Annotated in this window: 14 protein-coding genes and 2 riboswitches; of the genes, 4 read left to right on the forward strand and 10 right to left on the reverse strand. The window is 57.2% G+C overall.

Annotation, left to right across the window (positions count from 1 at the left end; translation table 11 throughout):
• Positions 1-135 precede the first annotated feature (135 nt).
• Positions 136-387 (forward strand): hypothetical protein, encoded by a 252-nt coding sequence (locus tag ACOYW0_RS24645; RefSeq protein ID WP_218951113.1) that lies wholly within the window; start codon positions 136-138, stop codon positions 385-387.
• A gap of 119 nt (positions 388-506) precedes the next feature.
• Here ACOYW0_RS24645 and ACOYW0_RS24650 read toward each other — a convergent pair whose 3' ends face one another.
• From ACOYW0_RS24650 to ACOYW0_RS24695, 10 genes are all read right to left on the reverse strand, one after another.
• Complete coding sequence (locus ACOYW0_RS24650; RefSeq protein WP_482416363.1) at positions 507-1,265, reverse strand: energy transducer TonB; 759 nt, start codon at positions 1,263-1,265, stop codon at positions 507-509.
• Positions 1,262-1,672, reverse strand: a complete 411-nt coding sequence (locus ACOYW0_RS24655; protein WP_482416364.1) for an ExbD/TolR family protein — start codon at positions 1,670-1,672, stop codon at positions 1,262-1,264. The genes ACOYW0_RS24650 and ACOYW0_RS24655 overlap by 4 nt, the downstream gene beginning before the upstream one ends.
• A gap of 173 nt (positions 1,673-1,845) precedes the next feature.
• Positions 1,846-2,445: a MotA/TolQ/ExbB proton channel family protein gene (locus ACOYW0_RS24660; protein ID WP_482416365.1), complete on the reverse strand. Its 600-nt coding sequence runs from the start codon at positions 2,443-2,445 to the stop codon at positions 1,846-1,848.
• Positions 2,446-3,054: 609 nt separating this feature from the next.
• Positions 3,055-5,016 carry a TonB-dependent receptor plug domain-containing protein gene (locus ACOYW0_RS24665; protein WP_482416366.1) on the reverse strand — a complete coding sequence of 654 codons (1,962 nt, stop codon included), beginning with the start codon at positions 5,014-5,016 and terminating at the stop codon, positions 3,055-3,057.
• A gap of 297 nt (positions 5,017-5,313) precedes the next feature.
• Positions 5,314-5,518: riboswitch (cobalamin riboswitch) on the reverse strand.
• A 208-nt stretch (positions 5,519-5,726) separates the two neighbouring features.
• The gene (locus ACOYW0_RS24670; protein WP_482416367.1) at positions 5,727-6,143 is read right to left on the reverse strand and encodes a sirohydrochlorin cobaltochelatase; all 417 of its coding nucleotides are present in this window, start codon (positions 6,141-6,143) and stop codon (positions 5,727-5,729) included.
• A gap of 21 nt (positions 6,144-6,164) precedes the next feature.
• The gene (locus ACOYW0_RS24675) at positions 6,165-10,097 is read right to left on the reverse strand and encodes a cobaltochelatase subunit CobN (protein WP_482416368.1); all 3,933 of its coding nucleotides are present in this window, start codon (positions 10,095-10,097) and stop codon (positions 6,165-6,167) included.
• A gap of 801 nt (positions 10,098-10,898) precedes the next feature.
• Positions 10,899-12,905: a helical backbone metal receptor gene (locus ACOYW0_RS24680; protein WP_482416369.1), complete on the reverse strand. Its 2,007-nt coding sequence runs from the start codon at positions 12,903-12,905 to the stop codon at positions 10,899-10,901.
• Positions 12,906-13,040: 135 nt separating this feature from the next.
• A complete protein-coding gene (locus tag ACOYW0_RS24685) occupies positions 13,041-13,412 on the reverse strand; it encodes a DUF2149 domain-containing protein (protein ID WP_482416370.1) in 372 nt (123 codons plus the stop codon).
• Positions 13,409-14,053, reverse strand: coding sequence for a MotA/TolQ/ExbB proton channel family protein (locus ACOYW0_RS24690; protein WP_482416371.1), 645 nt, complete (start codon positions 14,051-14,053; stop codon positions 13,409-13,411). Before ACOYW0_RS24690 ends, ACOYW0_RS24685 begins: the two co-directional genes overlap by 4 nt.
• Before the next feature lie 21 nt (positions 14,054-14,074).
• Positions 14,075-14,806, reverse strand: a complete 732-nt coding sequence (locus ACOYW0_RS24695) for a DUF2162 family putative transporter (RefSeq protein WP_482416372.1) — start codon at positions 14,804-14,806, stop codon at positions 14,075-14,077.
• Positions 14,807-15,012: 206 nt separating this feature from the next.
• Positions 15,013-15,221: riboswitch (cobalamin riboswitch) on the reverse strand.
• Positions 15,222-15,356: 135 nt separating this feature from the next.
• Here ACOYW0_RS24695 and ACOYW0_RS24700 point away from each other — a divergent pair.
• Genes ACOYW0_RS24700 through ACOYW0_RS24710 form a run of 3 tightly spaced genes read left to right on the forward strand, consistent with a single transcriptional unit; the run spans position 15,357 to position 18,117 of the window.
• Positions 15,357-16,271: an ABC transporter substrate-binding protein gene (locus ACOYW0_RS24700; RefSeq protein ID WP_482416373.1), complete on the forward strand. Its 915-nt coding sequence runs from the start codon at positions 15,357-15,359 to the stop codon at positions 16,269-16,271.
• A complete protein-coding gene (locus ACOYW0_RS24705; RefSeq protein ID WP_482416374.1) occupies positions 16,268-17,287 on the forward strand; it encodes a FecCD family ABC transporter permease in 1,020 nt (339 codons plus the stop codon). The genes ACOYW0_RS24700 and ACOYW0_RS24705 overlap by 4 nt, the downstream gene beginning before the upstream one ends.
• Complete coding sequence (locus ACOYW0_RS24710; protein WP_482416375.1) at positions 17,284-18,117, forward strand: ABC transporter ATP-binding protein; 834 nt, start codon at positions 17,284-17,286, stop codon at positions 18,115-18,117. Before ACOYW0_RS24705 ends, ACOYW0_RS24710 begins: the two co-directional genes overlap by 4 nt.

Here is an 18,117-nt window from a genome sequence, read left to right on the forward strand (position 1 = left end):
ATGAGGCTTGATTTATCTCGCTCCCTGGCAGGAGGATGGGTGATCGTTCTGTTGGTCGCCTGTATGACTCTGTCGTGTACCAAAACCACCACAACCCCTTTAAACGCGGAACAGGAAACACCAGGAGACGTGATTGTGTTCTACAGCCCCCCGACGGACCGGGAGTACGTGGAGTTAGGGCTTGTGACCACCCAGACAGGGCAGACCATTTTCCATGACCGAAGCGCAGAAGGTATGATTGAAAAACTCAAGGAAGAGGCAGCCAAACTTGGGGCCGATGCCGTAATCGTGCGGTCTGCCAACGAAGGGACCTGGGGACTGAAGGGCGGAGGCACCACCGGCTTTGATCGTGGCAACGCCCAGGCCGTTGCCATCAAGTTCAAGTGAAACATGAAAATCGAATAACCGGTATGCCTTGAAATTCTAAAGAAATCACGTCCCCCGCCGGTTGATCCATGGGGCAAGACAAAAAGAACCTGTCCCCAAAAGGAAGTCCCAGAAATGAATTACATTCCGCGCAGTTCGAATCTTACGGGCAACGTGACCCAGGTGGGTTGGGTAGATCCGCTGGCGGAAAATCGCCATTTTTTAACCCCTTTTAGGGCGCTGCGATCCAGAACGCCGTGGCCGCTCGACGTCTTCAATTTTACCTCCTCCACGTGGCCATCACCTGCCACCAGGATATCGAGAAGAACCACACCCTGATATCCCCTGCGGATGGCCGCCTTGGGATAACGGGGCTCCGGCGCGTAGACCGACGTGGGCTGTGCGTCGGTGAGGGTTCCCCCGACGGCAGGTGCAGAGGCAGGCTCAACGGTCTCTTGGGACTCCTGATCGGTCTCTTTGGCCATGGCGACCGCAACCGGGGCAGACGGCTCGTCTGGTATGGGCGAGGGCTCCGGATCTTCAGCCGCCACGGGCGGAGCAGGCGTGGGAAGCTCCTCCACGGGCTCAAGAACGGGGACCTTCTTTTTTGCTGCTTTCTTAGGCTTGATGCGCTTTGCCTGTGTTTTCTTTTTTTGAACAGGAGGCTTTTTGGAAGGAACTGGTTTTTTCTTTTTGGGGGGCGTTTTCTGGGGTTTCGGCTTTGTCACCGCTTTGGGCGGGACAGCGGACTGCACCGACGGAACAGTCATGGAAACGGAAATGGTGGTGCCGTGGGTGGGGGCAGACGGAGGGAAGACCGATGCCGTGGGCAAGGGCACCAGGAAAAAAAAAGCATGCAGCAAGGCGGCTGCACAGGCGGAAAGCATCAGGCGATTCACGGCTTTGCCACCTCCGCCTGAAGGGCGATGTCACAGATTCCCGCTCCGCGGATGGTGTCCATGACATGGAAAAGATTTTGATACGACAGGTCTTTGTGGCCGCTGAGAATGACCTGTTTTTTTTTCTTCCCCTCAAAGTATCGCTTTACCCTGGCACCTAGGTCCGCCAGGATCACTTCTTCCTTCCCCATATACACCCGGCCGTCTGCTTCCACGGAGATGATGAGCTCCGTTGTCTCCTCCATGTGCTCGGCCTGGGCAGATTCCGGGAGCTCAAGGCGGATGCCGTTGTGGTAACTCATGGAGAGCATGGCGTAGATAAAAAAAACGAGCAGGAGGAACACCACGTCGATGAGCGGCAACATGTCCGGCTTGTTCTTGATGCTGAAATCTCGTTTGACTTTCATCTGGAAAACCTTTTTCTTAAAAAACACCGCCTGAAAGGGATCCCCCCTTACATGGAGGCGATGGTGCCTTTCCGTACACTACGTAACATGCCCCGGGATTCACCACACAAGGGTATGCTCATACATTGCATGCACCCGGTACCGGGCTATTTAGATGGTTTGTGCGCGCATGCTTATCCCCTGCCCCCGGCTGCGAGCTTTCCCTCTTCCGGACGTTGCACATCGTGGTTGCCGTTGGCTCTTTTTTCATAGGTAATCTCAAGGGAGGTGGCATATTTTTCGATGGCAAGGGCCGAAGCTTCGGCACAGGCGTTGAAGTAGTTGCAGGGAAGCAGGGTCAGAATACTGATGGAAAGGCCCGCAGCCGTCGTAATGAGAGCCTGGGCAATCCCCCCTGTCACGGCCTGGGGATCGCCGATACCCTTGGCCCCAAGCATATCGAAAGAATGGATGATGCCCACCACGGTTCCCAGGATCCCCAGCAAGGGAGCCACAGTGATGATGGTTTCCAACACGCCCATGAAACGCCTCATCTTGCGCAGCTCATCCGATGCCGCCGATTCCATGGCCATGGCCATGGAGTAATCGCGATGCAGGATGCCGTTGATCAGGATACGGATAATGAAGTTGCGGGAGCCCCGTGCAGCCAGGCGGATCTCGTCCCAGAGCCCCTGCTCGGCAAGGTCCAGGACCCGATAGACCAGTTCTCGGTCCTTATCCCGCCTGATGCGGAGCCAGAAGATGGATCGCTCAATGATAAGGGTCAGTGACACAAAAGAACATAAAACCAGCGGTAGCATCAGCAGGCCGCCGCTTTTCAATAAGTGAATCATGTTGCCTGTACCTGTCTCGGGATGAAAACACCAAAGCCTCGCAGAAACAAAATCATTTCAGCAAGGCGCTGTGATAACTAGGGATCAATTGCCATGATCGCTGCGATATATAGCACAGATCATCCGGCAATGCGAGATGATCCCATCAACAAAAAATCTCCGAATCCAGCCGGATATCATGGGAGGGGGGAGGGACGCCGTTGTCCCTCCCCTGCCCCTGATTCCAACCACAGATCAGGAGATACACATGATGCTCCGAGTCAACGGGCGGAGCAACACCCCTTATCCGGCCCTTTCCTTTGCATTCGGTTCAAAAAGAACCGAACCGCCCTCCGCAAGGAGGATCTCCCGCCCTCTTAGCAGCTGCCCAATCATACAGCCAAAGACGGGAAAAACGGGGGCGGCCTGCCCTGATGCGCCGGGCACGGCCTTCAAGGGGTTTTCAAGGGGGCGACGATGCCCCCCTGATTTTCCGCCGGTGTCACAGGTCCGGCGAAAATTGGTGAGCGGGGAAACCGGTCCCAGCCCGGGTCGTGGGGACAACCCGGATTAGTAGGACCAGGTTACCCCGGCAAAAAATCGGCGGCCCGGGATGGGGTATCCCAGAACATAGGCCGCATCTTCATCAAACAGGTTTTTGACTTCACCGCGCAGGGACAGGCTCCCTAACTTGTCCGTGGTCAGCACGCGTTTGGTGATGGTGAAATTGGTCACGGTGACCGAAGGAAGCGTCACATCGGATGTTGACCAGTCAGGGTTGTACTTAACCACATCCTGGCTGCTCAGGTATGAGACGCTGAGATCCGAAGAGAACCCATCCAGATCGGTCAGAGCGATGCCTGCTGAAATATCGAGATCCGATGTATACTTGAGGTCTTTGTCGGTCTCTGCATCCTCGTATTTGAAAAGATGTGTCAGCGTGGCGTAGGGCCTGAGTTCCCAGCCCCCGAAGATGTCGGAGAATGTGTAGGAAAATTCGCCTTCAACGCCACTGATGGTTGCTTCATCCAGGTTTTTGTAGGTAGTAAATCCATGCTGCTTGTCAGTCACGATTTTATCATCATATTCGGTGGTAAAAACGGTGAGGCCTGTTTTTAAGCTACCACGGGTAATATCCACTCCCGCTTCATAGGTTCGGCTTTTCTCCGGGTTCAAATCCGGGTTGCCGACATAATGAGTCCCGTAAGACGTAAAATCAGCGGCCAGCTGTTCTGCAGAGGGCATGCGAAAGGCGTCGGCAACGGATGCCCTGAGCTTGACCTGCTTGGAGAGGTTGTAGACAACGCCCAGGCTTGGGTTCAGGTCATCATCGGATTTATCGCTGCCTTGATCTCCGGAAATATCTACGGAGTAGTGATCATACCGAGCCCCACCGATGAAAATTAATTTCTGGTCAAGAAGTTTAACCTTTCCCAGGGCAAATCCGGCTGTGTTGTCAAATGCTGTGTTATTCGGTGCACTGGGCTCGTTGGTCACATCATAATCCACCCAATCCACGCCGGTGGTAAGCCCGAATCGCTGACCATCGTATGAAACTTGGGCCTGAGCGCCCTTGCTGTCTGTTTCATGCACACTGGGAATGCCGTCATCCCACCCCGAGGCATTGCTATCTGAAGGGTCATTCCACGTGTCTTTGTCCGTTCCGCCGAAGTATCGAAGCATCCATGCCAGTGACGATGTGCTGTTTTTCCCGTCATAAGTAACGTCGTAGTAGCTGTTTTTCGAATCTTTTGTGTTGTCCAGGTCGTTGGCGTCGATACTGCCGGGGTTGCCGATGTCGTCGCCATCAAAGAGCGTATACGTCAATCCGATGCGGTGTCCGGGAGAAAACTCATACCCTGTGTTCAGGCTGGCACGAAGGATTCCATCATTACCCGTGTTCAAGTATTCCTTGCCGCTGCCTGTTTCGTAATCGCCTTCTTCGGAATGGGATACAGACGCAGAGAAATCGATTTTGCCAGCGGTTCCCGACACGTCAGTTCCAAATTCGTTGTAGTCATAAGATCCGGTCTTTGCGTAAGCTGAAACGGTGGGCTTCCCGGTCCCTTTTTTGGTAATAACGTTTACAACGCCACCCATGGCCGCCGAACCGTACTGAACGGCTGCAGGCCCCTTGATAATTTCCACTCGTTCAACATTTTTTGTGATCAGTTTGGCTGCGTTGCCGGTCCCTGCACGGCGACCATCAATGAGGATAAGCACATTACCCATCAGGTCGTTTCCATGGGTGTCTGTGCTGAACCCACGGATCTTCACAGTCGTCAGAGCTCCGGGATACTCGCGTATTTGAACGCCGCCCTTTTCCACAAGCAGCTCTCCCAAGTTTCTTGCCGAGGAGTTCTCGATTGTTTCCGAGTCAATCACCGTCACAGCCGCCGCCACTTCCGTAATGCTCTCTTTGGCTCGCGACGCGGTCACCACATATTCATCCAGGGCAGCGTCGGTTGCCCAGGCCGGGGAGCTGGCCGCCACCCAGGCGGCGACAGCACCGATCATCAGACTTTTTCTCATTACTTTTCCTTCCACAAACATCAGACTTCGTTTTGCATTGGAGGCGGCGATCCTCCATGCAGAACGACCACCTGAACCACTGCTGTTTCGAGTTGCGGGGGGCTTCCATTCAAGGGGGCTGGGTATAAGGAGAGAAGAGAGACACCTCGGGCGTTTCGCCCAAACAAAAAAGCCCCATGCCGCTCCTTAAATAAAAAGGGGGCATGGGGCCGTTTTTCCCATGTCGTCTGATCAGGTCTCCAGTTCCTACCGCGAGAACGAAACCCCTCACCTGATTGTACTTTACAAAAAGCATAAGCAGGTGAATTCACCCTGGCAGGTCTTCTGACTTCCGGATCGTCCGAACCCTCGCGCCTTCCCGCTCAGATCATGAGCAGTGGCGTATATACGAAGTTCGTCCCCGGTTACAGCGGCGGGCCCGTCCCCGATTTTCACGGGGTTCCCTTTTAAGCAGCATCTCTTTGTTAAAAAAGAAGCGTGCACCAGAGATCAATTTGTATGTTTATCTACACAAGATATTCGACGTGTGTCAAACACTTTCTTATCTTTTTTGTCACCCCTTCTGTGCGTGAACAAGGGGCGCCGTTTTTTTCTTTTGCTCATGCCTGCAGTTAAGAGTGTAATAGCCTTATATTGCAGTAAAAATAAAAACGCATAACAATAAGAAAAACAGATCCTGCGGCTTGATTCACCACGTCACCAGAAAGGTGTTACACCGTTTCCGATTCAAGGACCATGTCCATAGCCTCTTCCAGGTGCCGGACAAAGAGCCGCACAATCTCCGGCATGTACCCGATACCCCGCTCGATGAAGGTGACTTCAATGCCTTCTGTTGCAAAGAGGTTTTTCCAGGAGTCTTCATCGTTGACAGCCAGGTCTTTCAGGTAATGCACCCCGGCCACCAGCATCAGCGGAACGATCTTCACCCGAGTAAAACCGGCTGCTTTAACCGTACTTACGATATCCTCAGCCTCGGGAAAGCCCTCCACCACCCCCGTAAAGGCACTGGGGCCGTAGGTGCTTTTCAGCATCGCGTCCAGGGCGAAATAGGTGGTCCAGGCCGGGTGATCGGTGCCGTGGCCGATAAACAGGGTGGCTTCCGTGTTGGAGGCGGTTTGCGGTTGCATGGTTTCCAGGAAATATCCGGGTTATGCATTGGCTTTGGTCATGCCCCAGGCAAACAACCCGATAAAGCCCAGGAGAAAAATTGCCGCATACCACATCACCCCGGATGAGGAGAGTTTTGTGGTCTCTTCCCTGGTCTCGATTTTTTCCATCTTGTACCCCTGGACCTTTCGGTCGCCGCTGCCGGTTTCAGTCACCTCAAGGGCTTCGGCTTCTGACGGAGTTGCAGGATCGGATACCTGAGAGGCTTCGGCTTTTTCAACGGGCGCATTTGTATGGGGCTTTGCGGCCGCCAGGACCTTGTCGTGGACCGCTTTTTGTTTGGCTCGCTGATTTTCAAGGGTCGTTCCCACGGCCTCTTCCATGGCCAGGGTGAATTTTTCCACCATCTCCGGGGAGAGCATGCCGGGCATGGAGATAAGGGTCACCACCATCTGATTCAATAAGGGGTTGTTGCAGGTGTGGTCGCAGCAGGCCACGCCCTTTTCAATGACGCCCACGGCGTATTCTTTGGCCAGGTTCTTCGTCACGGATTCGTCCGGAGCCCAGTACCCTTTCCTCACGGACTCAAGCATGCGGGCCGTGAGGGATTGATAGGCCCAGGGGTTGGCCTTGTTGAAAAACGTTTTCAGGTCCAGGCCCAGGCTGTCATTCACATAGACGTCGTAAGTCTGCTGCCAGGAGGTCTCTTTGACGGCATGGGGAACCGTTACCTGCCAGCCCCACATGTACTCCACAAAATGGGCCATCTCACGTGCCCCGGCGTAATCCTCTTTTTTCATGGCCGCAATCCACTTGGGATTGATGTAGCGACTCCTGAGCTCCCGGCCGATGGTTTTGTCGATGCCCTCCACGGTGACGGCGTCCGGGCGATCCTGGCGGGTCATCACAACGTCGGGGCGGGTGCCCGTCTCTTTTTCTACGGCAAGGGAGAGGCCACCCAGGTACTGAAAGACATCGTCGTTGTCCATGGTTCCGTACAGGGCAGACGAGCTGCTGTGGACCGTTGCGGAAACGTTTTTAAGGTTCTCTGCCAACAACCCTTGTGCCTCCTCGCCCCAGAGGTCCTGGCCGAAGGCGAACCCCATGCGTCGCTTCCACACATCGGCGATCTCCTGGTCGGACTCCCAGAATCCGCTCATGCCCGTCATTTCCGACACACCGTTACCGTAGCTCCCGGGTTTGCCCGTAAAAATGCGGACCCGGGAAAGGGTCTCGGCCCGTTCAGGGGAAATGCCCTGCTCTTCCAGCGCACGTCGGGTCCGTGCGCTATGCTTTGCCAGGAAATTCTCCACATCGTTGGCTGCGATGGCCTGCTGAACGGCCTTGTCCAGAAGCGTCATCTTTTCGGGAAACAGATCCCGGTAGAGCCCTGAAGGGTTGATAAGCACGTCAATACGCGGTCGCCCCAGCATGGCACCGGGCACCACCCGCGTCCCGGAAACGCGCCCGGAGGCGTCCCACACCGGCTCCACACCCATGAGCCACAAAATAGTGCCCTCGTTGATGCCCTCGTTTCGAAGGGTCTCCGTGGCCCAGAGAACCACGGCCACCTTTTCCGGGTACTCCCCTTTTTCACGGAGCTGTCGCTGAAGAATCTCTTCGCCGGCTTTGGCCCCGAGCTTCCAGGCCTCCCTGGTGGGAATCTTGCAGGACGAAATACCGTAGAAATTTTTGCCCGTAGGAACCGACAAAGGGTTCCGAATGGGGTCGTTCCCCTCCCCCGCCGGAACAAACCGGCCGGACAGGGCCCGCACCGTGCGTTCCAGCTCCAGATTACCGGAGTTCCGGATCCCCCGGGCCATGGCCTTGGTATCCAGGCCGGGCCGGAGTTCCGCCGCCAGCGCGGAAAAATCCTCGGCCTCCTGGTCCGACGGCGAGATACCGAAAGTATGGAGCCCGTGGGGCATGAGGGTTTCTTTCAGCTCCAGGATGGCGTGCTCCAGGGTCTCGATCTCCTCCTCGTCGTAGCTGGAAAGGGAGAGCTCCCCGTGGAACCCGGTCTTGACGGAGAGGGCCCTGATCTCCTTTAAAATGGCAGGCACGGTGGCGCTGCCCACGGCCTGCCCCCGGGTGAGCCGGTTGATGAGCTCATACAAGGTGGCGTAATCGCTGTGGAGGCCAGCTTTCTGAAACAGGGGCGTCATGTGATCGATGATTACCCCGCGGCCCCGCCGCTTGGCCTGAATCCCTTCGCCCACGTCATCGACAATGTAGGGATAGACATTGGGAAGGTCCCCCACCATCACCTCCGGCGGGCAGGACGGGGAGAGCCCGGCCTGTTTTCCCGGAAGCCATTCGTAGGTGGCGTGGGTGCCCAGATGGATCATGGCGTCGGCTTTAAATCCGTTCTGGATCCAGAGGTAGGCAGCAATGTACTGGTGATGGGGCCAGACGCTGGGGTCGTGGTAGAGCTTCATGGGGTCGTCCCCCCAGCCCCTGGAGGGCTCGGGCATCATCACCAGGTTCCCGCTCATCACCACCGGCAGGATGAACTGCCCGTCTTTGACCATGATGGTGGAAGACTCGGGAGGGCCCCATTGCTTGATCACCGCGTCCTGAAAGGCCTTGGGAAGCGTTCGAAACCAGCCCGCGTAGGTGGCCACCGGAATCCGTACCACCTTGCCGGCTGCCAGCAGTTTGTCCAGCTCGCCGGGGGCCCAGGAGCCGATGTTGCGGCCGGTGCGCAGAATCATCTCCTTGATGGCGGCCTCGGAAAGATCTGCGTCAGCCCCCATCCGGTACCCCTCCTGCCGGAAACGGGCGATGAGGGTTTCGATGGATCGGAAAACGTTCAGATAACTGGCCCCGATGTTCTGTTTCCCCTGGCTGTGGTTGTAGTAGAGAAGGGCCAGCTTTTTTTCAGCGTTGGGCTTTCGCTGCAGGGCGATCCACCGCTTGAGGCGGGGCATGAGCCGACCCATGTTCTCCTCGATGGGCACGGTTGCAAACAGGGGTTTTCCTTTTTTCGGCCCCTGGACTTTCACCTTGCCTTCCAGGGGCGTCGGCTCGATAAGGCCAGAAATCTCGGGGTTCCCCACCGCCCACATCAGATCGGTCACAGGGATTCCCACAGGGTCTTTTCGCCATGCGTTGATTTTTGTGGAGTAGAGGGTGACGGCGTTGATCACGGGCACATCCAGATCCCGCAACCCGTTTTTGGTGGGCTCGGAAAGGGCCGAGTAGAACTTCATGGAAAAGGCGAGGACAAGATCCACGCGCCCTTTGCGATGATCGTCCAGGAGAAACCGGTCAAAGAGAACCTTCTCCCGCCCGAAACAGGGCAACACGTTAAAGCCCTCCTTTTCCAGGCGCTTGATAATGGATGCTGCCGAGCCGTGGGCTCCCCGCAGGACAGACGGGGTGTAAAAGGTGACCCCGATCCACGGTGCGCCGGAAACCGGATGGTACCAGTTGCGGTACGCCTCCCAGGAACCGAAGAGCTCCGGCGCATCGGGGTGGTAGATGCCGCTTTCAATGCGCACCGGCTCACCTGCGCACCCCTCGGGACGATTCAGGGCCACAGCCACTGCGCACCGGACCATGGAGGTAACATTGGCCTCGGTGAGCACCGAATACCACCCCCGGATCTTGTCATCAAAGCGGTACCCTTTTTTCTTGAGCCCCTCGGTGTCCCGGGAGCCCCGCAGGGCAAACACACTCTTTTCTGAAAAGTCCACATGGGTGTCCAGGTACGCGGGAAGCTCCCGGTGCATCACATCCACCAGAATCACGTCCGATGACCGAAGGAAGGTGCGAGCCTTTTCAGAGGCATGGAGTTCGGCGTGGGTGAAGTAACGGGCTTCGATGTCCTCGGTGTCGCTGAGCTCGGAAAGCCCCCGGCTCACCACCCCGGTGTCCGATTCGCTGATGACAAGAGAAACCGTTGTTGCGTGGACGGACACGGCAAAAAACAGACAGGCCAGACATGTGGTGACAAATACTCTCAATGACAATGCCTTCTCGTGGATAAATCAGATTTCTAAAAAACATACAAATGCGATGCCTCCGGCGGCGAGGGTAGCGAAGCCACTTAGGCAAAACACCTTGAAAGAAGGTTGTGAATGTACTTTGCCCTTCGTTCCTCAGAGAAAATCACATCCGCCTTTCAAACAAACCTCGGCCTTGCTCATCGTTTGGGCCATCGGCAACACTCTTGTCCCCTGGAGCGCCGCACTCCTGTGCGGCACGGGTAACGACGAACTAAAAAGCCGCACCGGAGTGCGGCGCTCCGTTCCGGTCGATTTTTCTCGGTTTTTTTTCATGTCACGGCCAAACGACAACCAAAGCCCAAACTTTATACAAGAAATAACTGTATAGCTTGTGCCTCCCGCGGCCCTGCCGAAAAATAACTATTTGAAAAATTCGGTAAATACACATTTCCAAATTCGCTTCGCCTCGTCCTGAATACGGATGTGATTTGACCCGAGGAACGAGGGGCAAATTCTTTCAGAAACCTGGGGTCCAGAGGATTTATTCCCTGGCCGCCGGAGGCCTGTTTTTTTTCACCCACTTTAACCATAGAAGGCCGTGCGGTTAAATCAACACAGGGCAAGTGGTGACAACGTATCCTGTAACGTCGAAGCTTGCGATCCAGTCCGCATAAACCATCAGCGTTCATGTCGGGCGCAGCCCGAGCCGAAGGCCATTGTGCTTTGCCCTTCGTTCCTCAGGGCAAAGCGCAATGGCAATAAGCTTTCGAGGTGGCTCACCTCGCCGCCGGAGGCAGGTTTTTCCATGCACTTTAACCAGTTCTCTTATTTTTTGTATTCAATCCCCTTAAGCAGGGCATCCACGGCAAGGCCAAGGGGCTTGGGCAGGTCAGTCTCTCCGGTGAAGCTCTCATCGGGAACCTGTCCCCCTGCGATTTCCGTGGCCATCTGGTTGCACCAGCCTTTGTAGGCGGAAAGATCGGTGACCAGGCCGCGCTCCCAGGCATCGGAGAGGGCCATGGCGGTCTCCAGAAAGGCGGCGTACTTCGGTTCCAGCAGCAGGGTTTCCAGCTTGGCGTAGGCGGGGATGCCCGTACCGCCGGAAGATGCGTTGCAGGGGCAGGAGCTGTCTCCCACAAGATCGGAGACGGTAAGCTGCCGATCCTTGAGACGCCTGAACACGCTGCGATTCGCCGTGAGGCCGTTTTGCTTGAAGATCGCCTCGGTAACGGCTTCATAGACTGCCGTGGCGATGAGCTCGCCCATCTTGGTGTGGCCCCCGGCGTTGTCCACGGAAACGCCCTCCCCTTCGGCGATGAGGATGTTGTCCGTGCCCGTTCCCGTGGCAGGATTCACCAGAGGGGTGTAGCTGCTTCGCACGTCCAGGTCCTGGAGGGCGGCGGTTTTGCCTTCGGTGGCCGAGATGATGGCGCGGCTCATGGCACGCTTTGATAGGTGCATGTTGGGCAGGATGAGTATGTTGATGGTACCGGGCTCGTAATAGCTGCCCGTGTCCTTGCCCATGCGCATGGCGTTGGAGCAGACCCCGGCCGTTGCCAGCACCGTGACGCTCATGTCCCGGAAAGAGGCGGTTTTTTTGCTGAAGTTGTCCATGTCGGCACCGGTGAAGAGAAAGCTCGTGGTCTCCCCCTTGATCCCCAGCATGGCAACAATGTCCTGCTTCATACCCTCAAAGCCCCCTTCGTGGGCCAGGCGCCAGCACTGGGGCGGCATGTAGTTGTTGCCCACGGTGGTGATGTTCTCCCGCCAGCCGTCCAGGGTGGAGAGAATGGTCTTGGGGGATGTGAAGGTCACCTCCAGGCTCCTGGAGGGAAAATCGTAGAGGGTGGCGTGGTTTAAGCTGGCTTTCTTTACATACGCCAGGTCCAGGGGAACCGGCGTACGATCGATTATCGCATCGGGGTGGATCTGGTTTTTCCGAATGGAAAATTCTGCGGAATAGAGGTTTGACGAAAGCCAGGAGACAAAATAGCCCACATGGGTGGAGGCCCTGCAGGTGAGCTCGCAGGGATAATAGTCGATGCGCTTGTTTTTGACGGCGGGAATCGATTCAAAGGCCGGGTTGGCGTAAAGAAGCTCTGCGGCCTCTTTGTCTCCCCCGCATCCATAGATGACGTCCGGTTTGAAGTCGATCAACTCTTTGTCCGTCATGGAAATCACGGCGCCGTCCCGTTTGATCCCGTGGGGGATGCCCCCGGCCAGCTTGATGAGTTCCTGCTGAAAGGAGTCGGCCCCGGGGGTCATGATGCTGGTGCGGCCCATGAGGCGCATCACCCGTTTGCGTTTGTCAGCCGGAATCGCCGCCACTTTTTTCCGGATATCGGCAAGGATCTGCCGGTTGTCCGTGATGATTTTCTCCGCTCCTGCCTCGCAGCCCATGATGCGTCCCATGAGCCGCATCTGCCCGAAGGCCTCGTCCACGGAGCCCGGGTCAAGCTGCACAACGAGTACGGTGCCTTCAAGGGCCTCAATCATCTCCTTCTGGATGCCGGAGACAAACACCAGGTCGGGGTTGAGTGTAAGCACCTTGTCCACCGAGGGCCTGAAGAATCCGCCCACCACGGTTTTGGTGTTGGCCTCAGCGGGCCAGGTGTCGTGGAGGGTCACCCCCACCACCCGATCCTCGGCTCCCATGACAAAAAGGGCCTCGGTGAGGGACGGCACCAGGGACACCACCCGTGTGGGCGGCTGGTCAAAGGTGACGGTACGGCCCGTGGAATCGGTGATGGTGACAGCCCGGGCAACGGGTAGAAAAACAAAGAGAAAAAGAGTAAGGACGGCCGCTGCCATCCCCCGGCGGATCCATGTCATGGTCGGGTTCCTGATTGCGTGGCGTAAACGATAATGACTCCGCTTGTCTCCAGCGGCCCTGCCGGGGCAACACGTTTGGAAAAATTGACAAACAGGCCTTGAATATGGGGGTACTCGATTCGAGAAATATCCGGGTTAGTCCGGTGCAGCCTCGTTTCCATCGGGAACGTACACCATGGAACCGTCTTCCAGACGATAGGCCACGCCCATGCGATGCCCCTCCCCTTCTCCCATGGTTTTGGAGACCTTCAGCGCTTCGATTTTTCGCTTGGATTTGGTAATGATCTCCATCTCCCCGTTTTTGTTTTTTTTGACGATGGTCATCTCGCTCTCTTCGTTGAAGAGGTCGTGGAGACGATAGGTGGAAAACAGGGTCACGATGAGCCCCACAATAAAGACCAGGCCGATGTCAAACAGGTTGGCCACCCCGTCCATGGGGTCCGAGGCCATGGGCCTCCCCTGATTTCCGCCCCCCACGGCGTAGCGTCGTTTTTTCAGGTACCTCATGCCGCCTCCCCGGCAGGTGCCCCTGTTGTCCCGTTGCCCGATGAGCCTTGCGGGGTTCCGGCCAGGGCTTCGGTGGCCACCTCCATGTTCAGGAGGTCCTCATCGGCCCAGCGGGTCTTGATGACGAGGAACAGATAAGCCAGGAGTCCCACGGCAAGGCCCACCACCGTGGTGGTAAAGGCAATGACCAGCTCCGAAGAGAGCATGGACAGGTCCCCCTGTCCCAGGGCGGCCAGCCCCGTTCCCATGGGGATCAGTGTGCCGATGAGGCCCAGGCCCGGGCCCACGCGAACCACCAGGCGATACACGTCAAGAGAGGAAAAAAGCCGGCGCGTGGTGTCCTGAAGGAGTCCCTCCACCTCAAGGGTCGAGGCGCCGCCGTTTTTTTCCAGGAGGCCTTTGAGCCGGGCCACATAACGGCTGACCCGGGGCGTGGTATGCAGGTCATGGTCGGGCCGGAAGAACACATCCGGGCCGTCGTTTTCCACCGCCATACGATGCCTTCGTACCCATTCGGAAAAGAGGGCCCCGGCACACACCACGGCCCAGAAGGTGAGAAAGGCCAGAAGGATCAGGACCGGGTAGAGAAGGGATGATGAGACCACATAGATATAACTTTTGATGAGAGCTGCCGTTTGCACGTACGAATCCTTAAAAAAACGTCAATGGGTATGGACAAAACGATCCAGAAAGATGCCGCCCCCAAAGAGGCAACATGCAACAATGGCCGCAGCAATAGGTGCGTTCCCCTCGCCGCGGGCCGAATCGGCTGCGCCGGATGCCATGGCAAAAACATCCGGCAACTCGGAGACATGGGGAACCACCAGAATTGTCAGGAGAAACCAGAGCGCCGCAAGGACCATCATCGTTCCCATGACGTGGTGAGGGGTACCGAACCGGGCCCCCAGGCATCGGGTGGTCAGAAAACCAACCGATGCAACGAGGACGAAAATCCCCCAGGCCATGGCGGTCATGCCAAAAGCATTCTCCGGGAAAAGCCCGATAACAAAGGCGATGGTCAGCAGAATAACCCCCATGCACACCGGGCACGGCAGGGCAAAGAGCAGCCATCCCCGCACGGGCCCTGATCCCTCGGCAGGTTTTTTCAGCAAGGCGGAGCCCCACACGAGGAGAAGCGAGGCCATGGCCGCGTGAACGGCCATGGCCCACTTCACCAGGTGTTCTACGATAAGGAGCTTGTTTAACAGATTGACACGGGTAAGGAGCAGGTAACACCCGGCGAACAGGAGGGTATAGGCCAAAGCCGCCACTGCGATGAAGGCAAGGCGGCGGCTCTTTCTTTGCGACCACCCGCAGGCCAGGCCGATGCCGCATTTGGCGGCGTACATTCCCATGGTAAAGACCAATCCGGCAATCAGGCTTTTCCATTCCATGGTACGTGTACTCCTTCCAAATCATACGGCAACGGAGTGGTCTCCGTCGGGTTGCGTAAAGCCGGGATGGAGGGTGCGGGCGTGAAAACAAAAAAATCCCCGCACCTGTAGGTTTAAGGTGCGGGGATCCGTATTTTCCCACAAAAAAAGCGTGACACACGATCTGTGCATGCATCGCGGCATATCTCAGCCTTTACCACGGGCATCGAGACATCTCCATCCAGGCAGGTCTTCTGACTCGTGGATCGTCCCGTCCGGCGCGCCTTCCCGAGTGTTTAACAACTCCCAGTGGCATGGTGGCCAAAACAGTCCCCACTTACAGCGGCGGGTCCGTTCCCGAATTTCACGGGATTCCCTATTCTCTTCTCCCCTTGAGCCATGCAAAGGGAAAAGCACCTGAATTTCTCGTTTACTATTCCATAGAAATGTCCTATGTCAAGGATAATTTTCCCTGTGGGGAGAATCCGGCAATCAGGCTCGAACCCTTTGGATTCAAGCATATCCAAAGATATGCGCGGACCCGGTTTCGTGGGAGGTCATGGATAACATCATGAAAAATCGAGCCTTACGCACCCTTTTCCTTCTCGCTTTGGGCGTGGCCTGGTGCGGCCTCTTCGCTGCCCGTGTGCAGGCCAAAAGCGTCACCGACACCACAGGCTGTATTGTTGATCTGCCGGACGCCCCCAAAAGAGTGGTGTCCCTTGCCCCCAGCATCACCGAGATCGTTTTTTCCCTGGGCAAGGGAGATCTCCTTGCCGGGGTCACCCGATACAGCGACTACCCTGCGGCAGCACAAAAACTTCCCCGGGTCGGCAGCTATATCCGACCGGAGCTGGAGACCATTGTCTCCCTGAAGCCCGACCTCTGCCTGGCGGTGAAGGACGGCAACCCGGATAAAGTGATCCAGCGTATCAAGGCCTTCGGCATCCCCGTGTACACGGTCAACCCCGACGGTATCGACACGATTATTCGTTCTATCAATGAGATAGGCAACCTCCTTAATGCAACGAGTGAGGCCAGAACCATCACCGATGCCATGGGCGCGCAGCTGGAGGCCATTGACCGGACCATTGCCGGGGCATCCCATAAACCCCGCCTCTTTTTCCAGATCGGGATCTCCCCCATCGTCTCCGTGGGCAAAAACACCTTTTTAAACGAAATGATCCGCCGGGCAGGGGGAGAAAACGTCGTCACCAGCAAAACGCCCTACCCCCGGTTTTCCAAGGAACAGGTCCTGGCCCTGGCACCGGAGATGATCATCATCACCTCCATGGCCAGAAACGACGACTTCGACACCATGAGACAGGAGTGGGCAAGCTGGCCGTCCCTTCCCGCCGTTCAAACCAACAACATCCATGTCGTGAATTCGGACATCCTGGATCGCCCCACCCCGCGTGTGGTGGAGGGCCTTGCCATGCTGGCGGCCCTGATCCATCCCACCCTTTTTGAGGAGGCGGCCCGGTGAACGACACATCCAGGGTACGGGGGCGCCTGCTGAAACGAATCCTCCTCATCACCGCCCTGCTCTCCATGGTTCTTGGGGCTGCGGTTCTCCTGGGCCTGGCCACTGGGCCTTCGGGTATCGACCTTACGCCTGTGGCACAGCTCATAACGGGTGATTCCCAGGCAGACAGCCTCCAGATTGCCATCATCGAGCGCATCCGGTTGCCCCGGGTGCTCATGGCCCTGTTCTGCGGGGCAGTGCTCTCCTTAGGGGGGCTGGTTTTTCAGGCCCTTCTGGGAAACCCCCTTGCCGAGCCCTATATCCTTGGCATCTCCGGCGGTGCGGCCACCGGTGCCATCATGGGGATCCTTGCCGGATTTGCCCGTGTGCCGGGGGTCAGCCTCACCGCCTTTGCCGGCAGCATGGTCACCCTCTTCCTGGTGCTTGTCCTTTCACGGGGCGAAAGCCGGGTGGGCCGGGACGCCATGCTGTTATCCGGCGTCATGGTCAACGCCTTCTGCTCGGCGGTGATTATGTTTCTCATCTCCATTTCCGAAGAGAACAAGCTCCACGACATCATGTTCTGGCTCATGGGAGACCTCTCCTCAGCAGACATGCCCCAGGTGGGCATGGTGGCCCTTCTGGTACTGCCCTGCTTTGTGGTGATCTTTCTTCTCTCCCACAAGATGAACCTCATGCTCATGGGGCGCGAGATGGCAAGGGCCATGGGGGTCTCCATCCGGCGGACCACCCTTATCCTTCTTATCGCCACCTCGTTCATGGTCAGCGCCATGGTCTGCCAGAGCGGCCTCATGGGGTTTGTGGGCCTGGTGGTGCCCCACATCCTCCGGCAGGTGTTCGGCTCGGACCACCGGGTGCTGGTGCCTGCCACCATCGTGGGCGGAGGCGCCTTCATGGTGATCTGCGACCTGCTGGCCCGTTGGATTCCCCGGGAGGGAGAGATTCCCGTGGGGGTGATCACCGCCATGATCGGGGCCCCTTTGTTCATCATGCTTCTTAAAAGGAGGGCCCGATGATGACACGCAACAATGCGGCCACGGCAGCCAGCCTTTCCACCCGTGAACTCTCCACGGGCTACGGCAGCCATGAGGTGCTGACGGACATCACCCTTTCCGTTCCCCGGGGCTCCTTTTTTATCATCGCAGGCCCCAACGGCACGGGCAAAACCACCCTGCTGAAATGCCTGGCCGGGCTTTCCCGCCCTCGAACAGGCGAAGTGTCCCTGGAAAATACCTCCCTGTCCCGGATGACGCGGCGGGAACTGGCACGGCGCATCGCATTTTTACCTCAATCGGTGGAGAGTGCTTTTTCTTTGACGGTACGGGAGGTGGTGCTCATGGGGCGGGCGCCCCACCTGGGCATGCTGGGCTTTCACAAAGATGAAGACATGGCCCTTGCCGAAGAAGCCATGGCCTTTACCGATGTCCTGCATCTGGCAGACCGTTCGGTGGAGGCGCTGAGCGGCGGGGAAAAACAACGGGTCTTTATCTCCAGGGCTGTGTGCCAGCAGCCCGAGTTCATTCTCCTCGACGAACCCACCTCGGCCCTGGATCTGGCCCATCAGGTGCGTGTCATGGATTTGATGGAGAGGTTGAAGCTGGAGCGGGGAACCGGGGTGGTGATGGTCTCCCACGATTTGAACCTGGCGGCCATGTATGCCGATACCCTCTGCCTGATCCATAAGGGCACGGTGTCGTCCTTGGGGTCGCCGTCCCAGGTCCTGGAAAAAGAACGGCTGGAAGCCGTCTACGGGTGCCGCCTCTTTGTGGAAGAGAGCCAGGCGGCCTCAAGCTTGCGCATCACCCCCGTCCCCGCTCGATTGAGCAAGGGCGTGGCGAGCCATTGA

The organism is Desulfoluna sp. HI9BLuna (assembly GCF_056829775.1).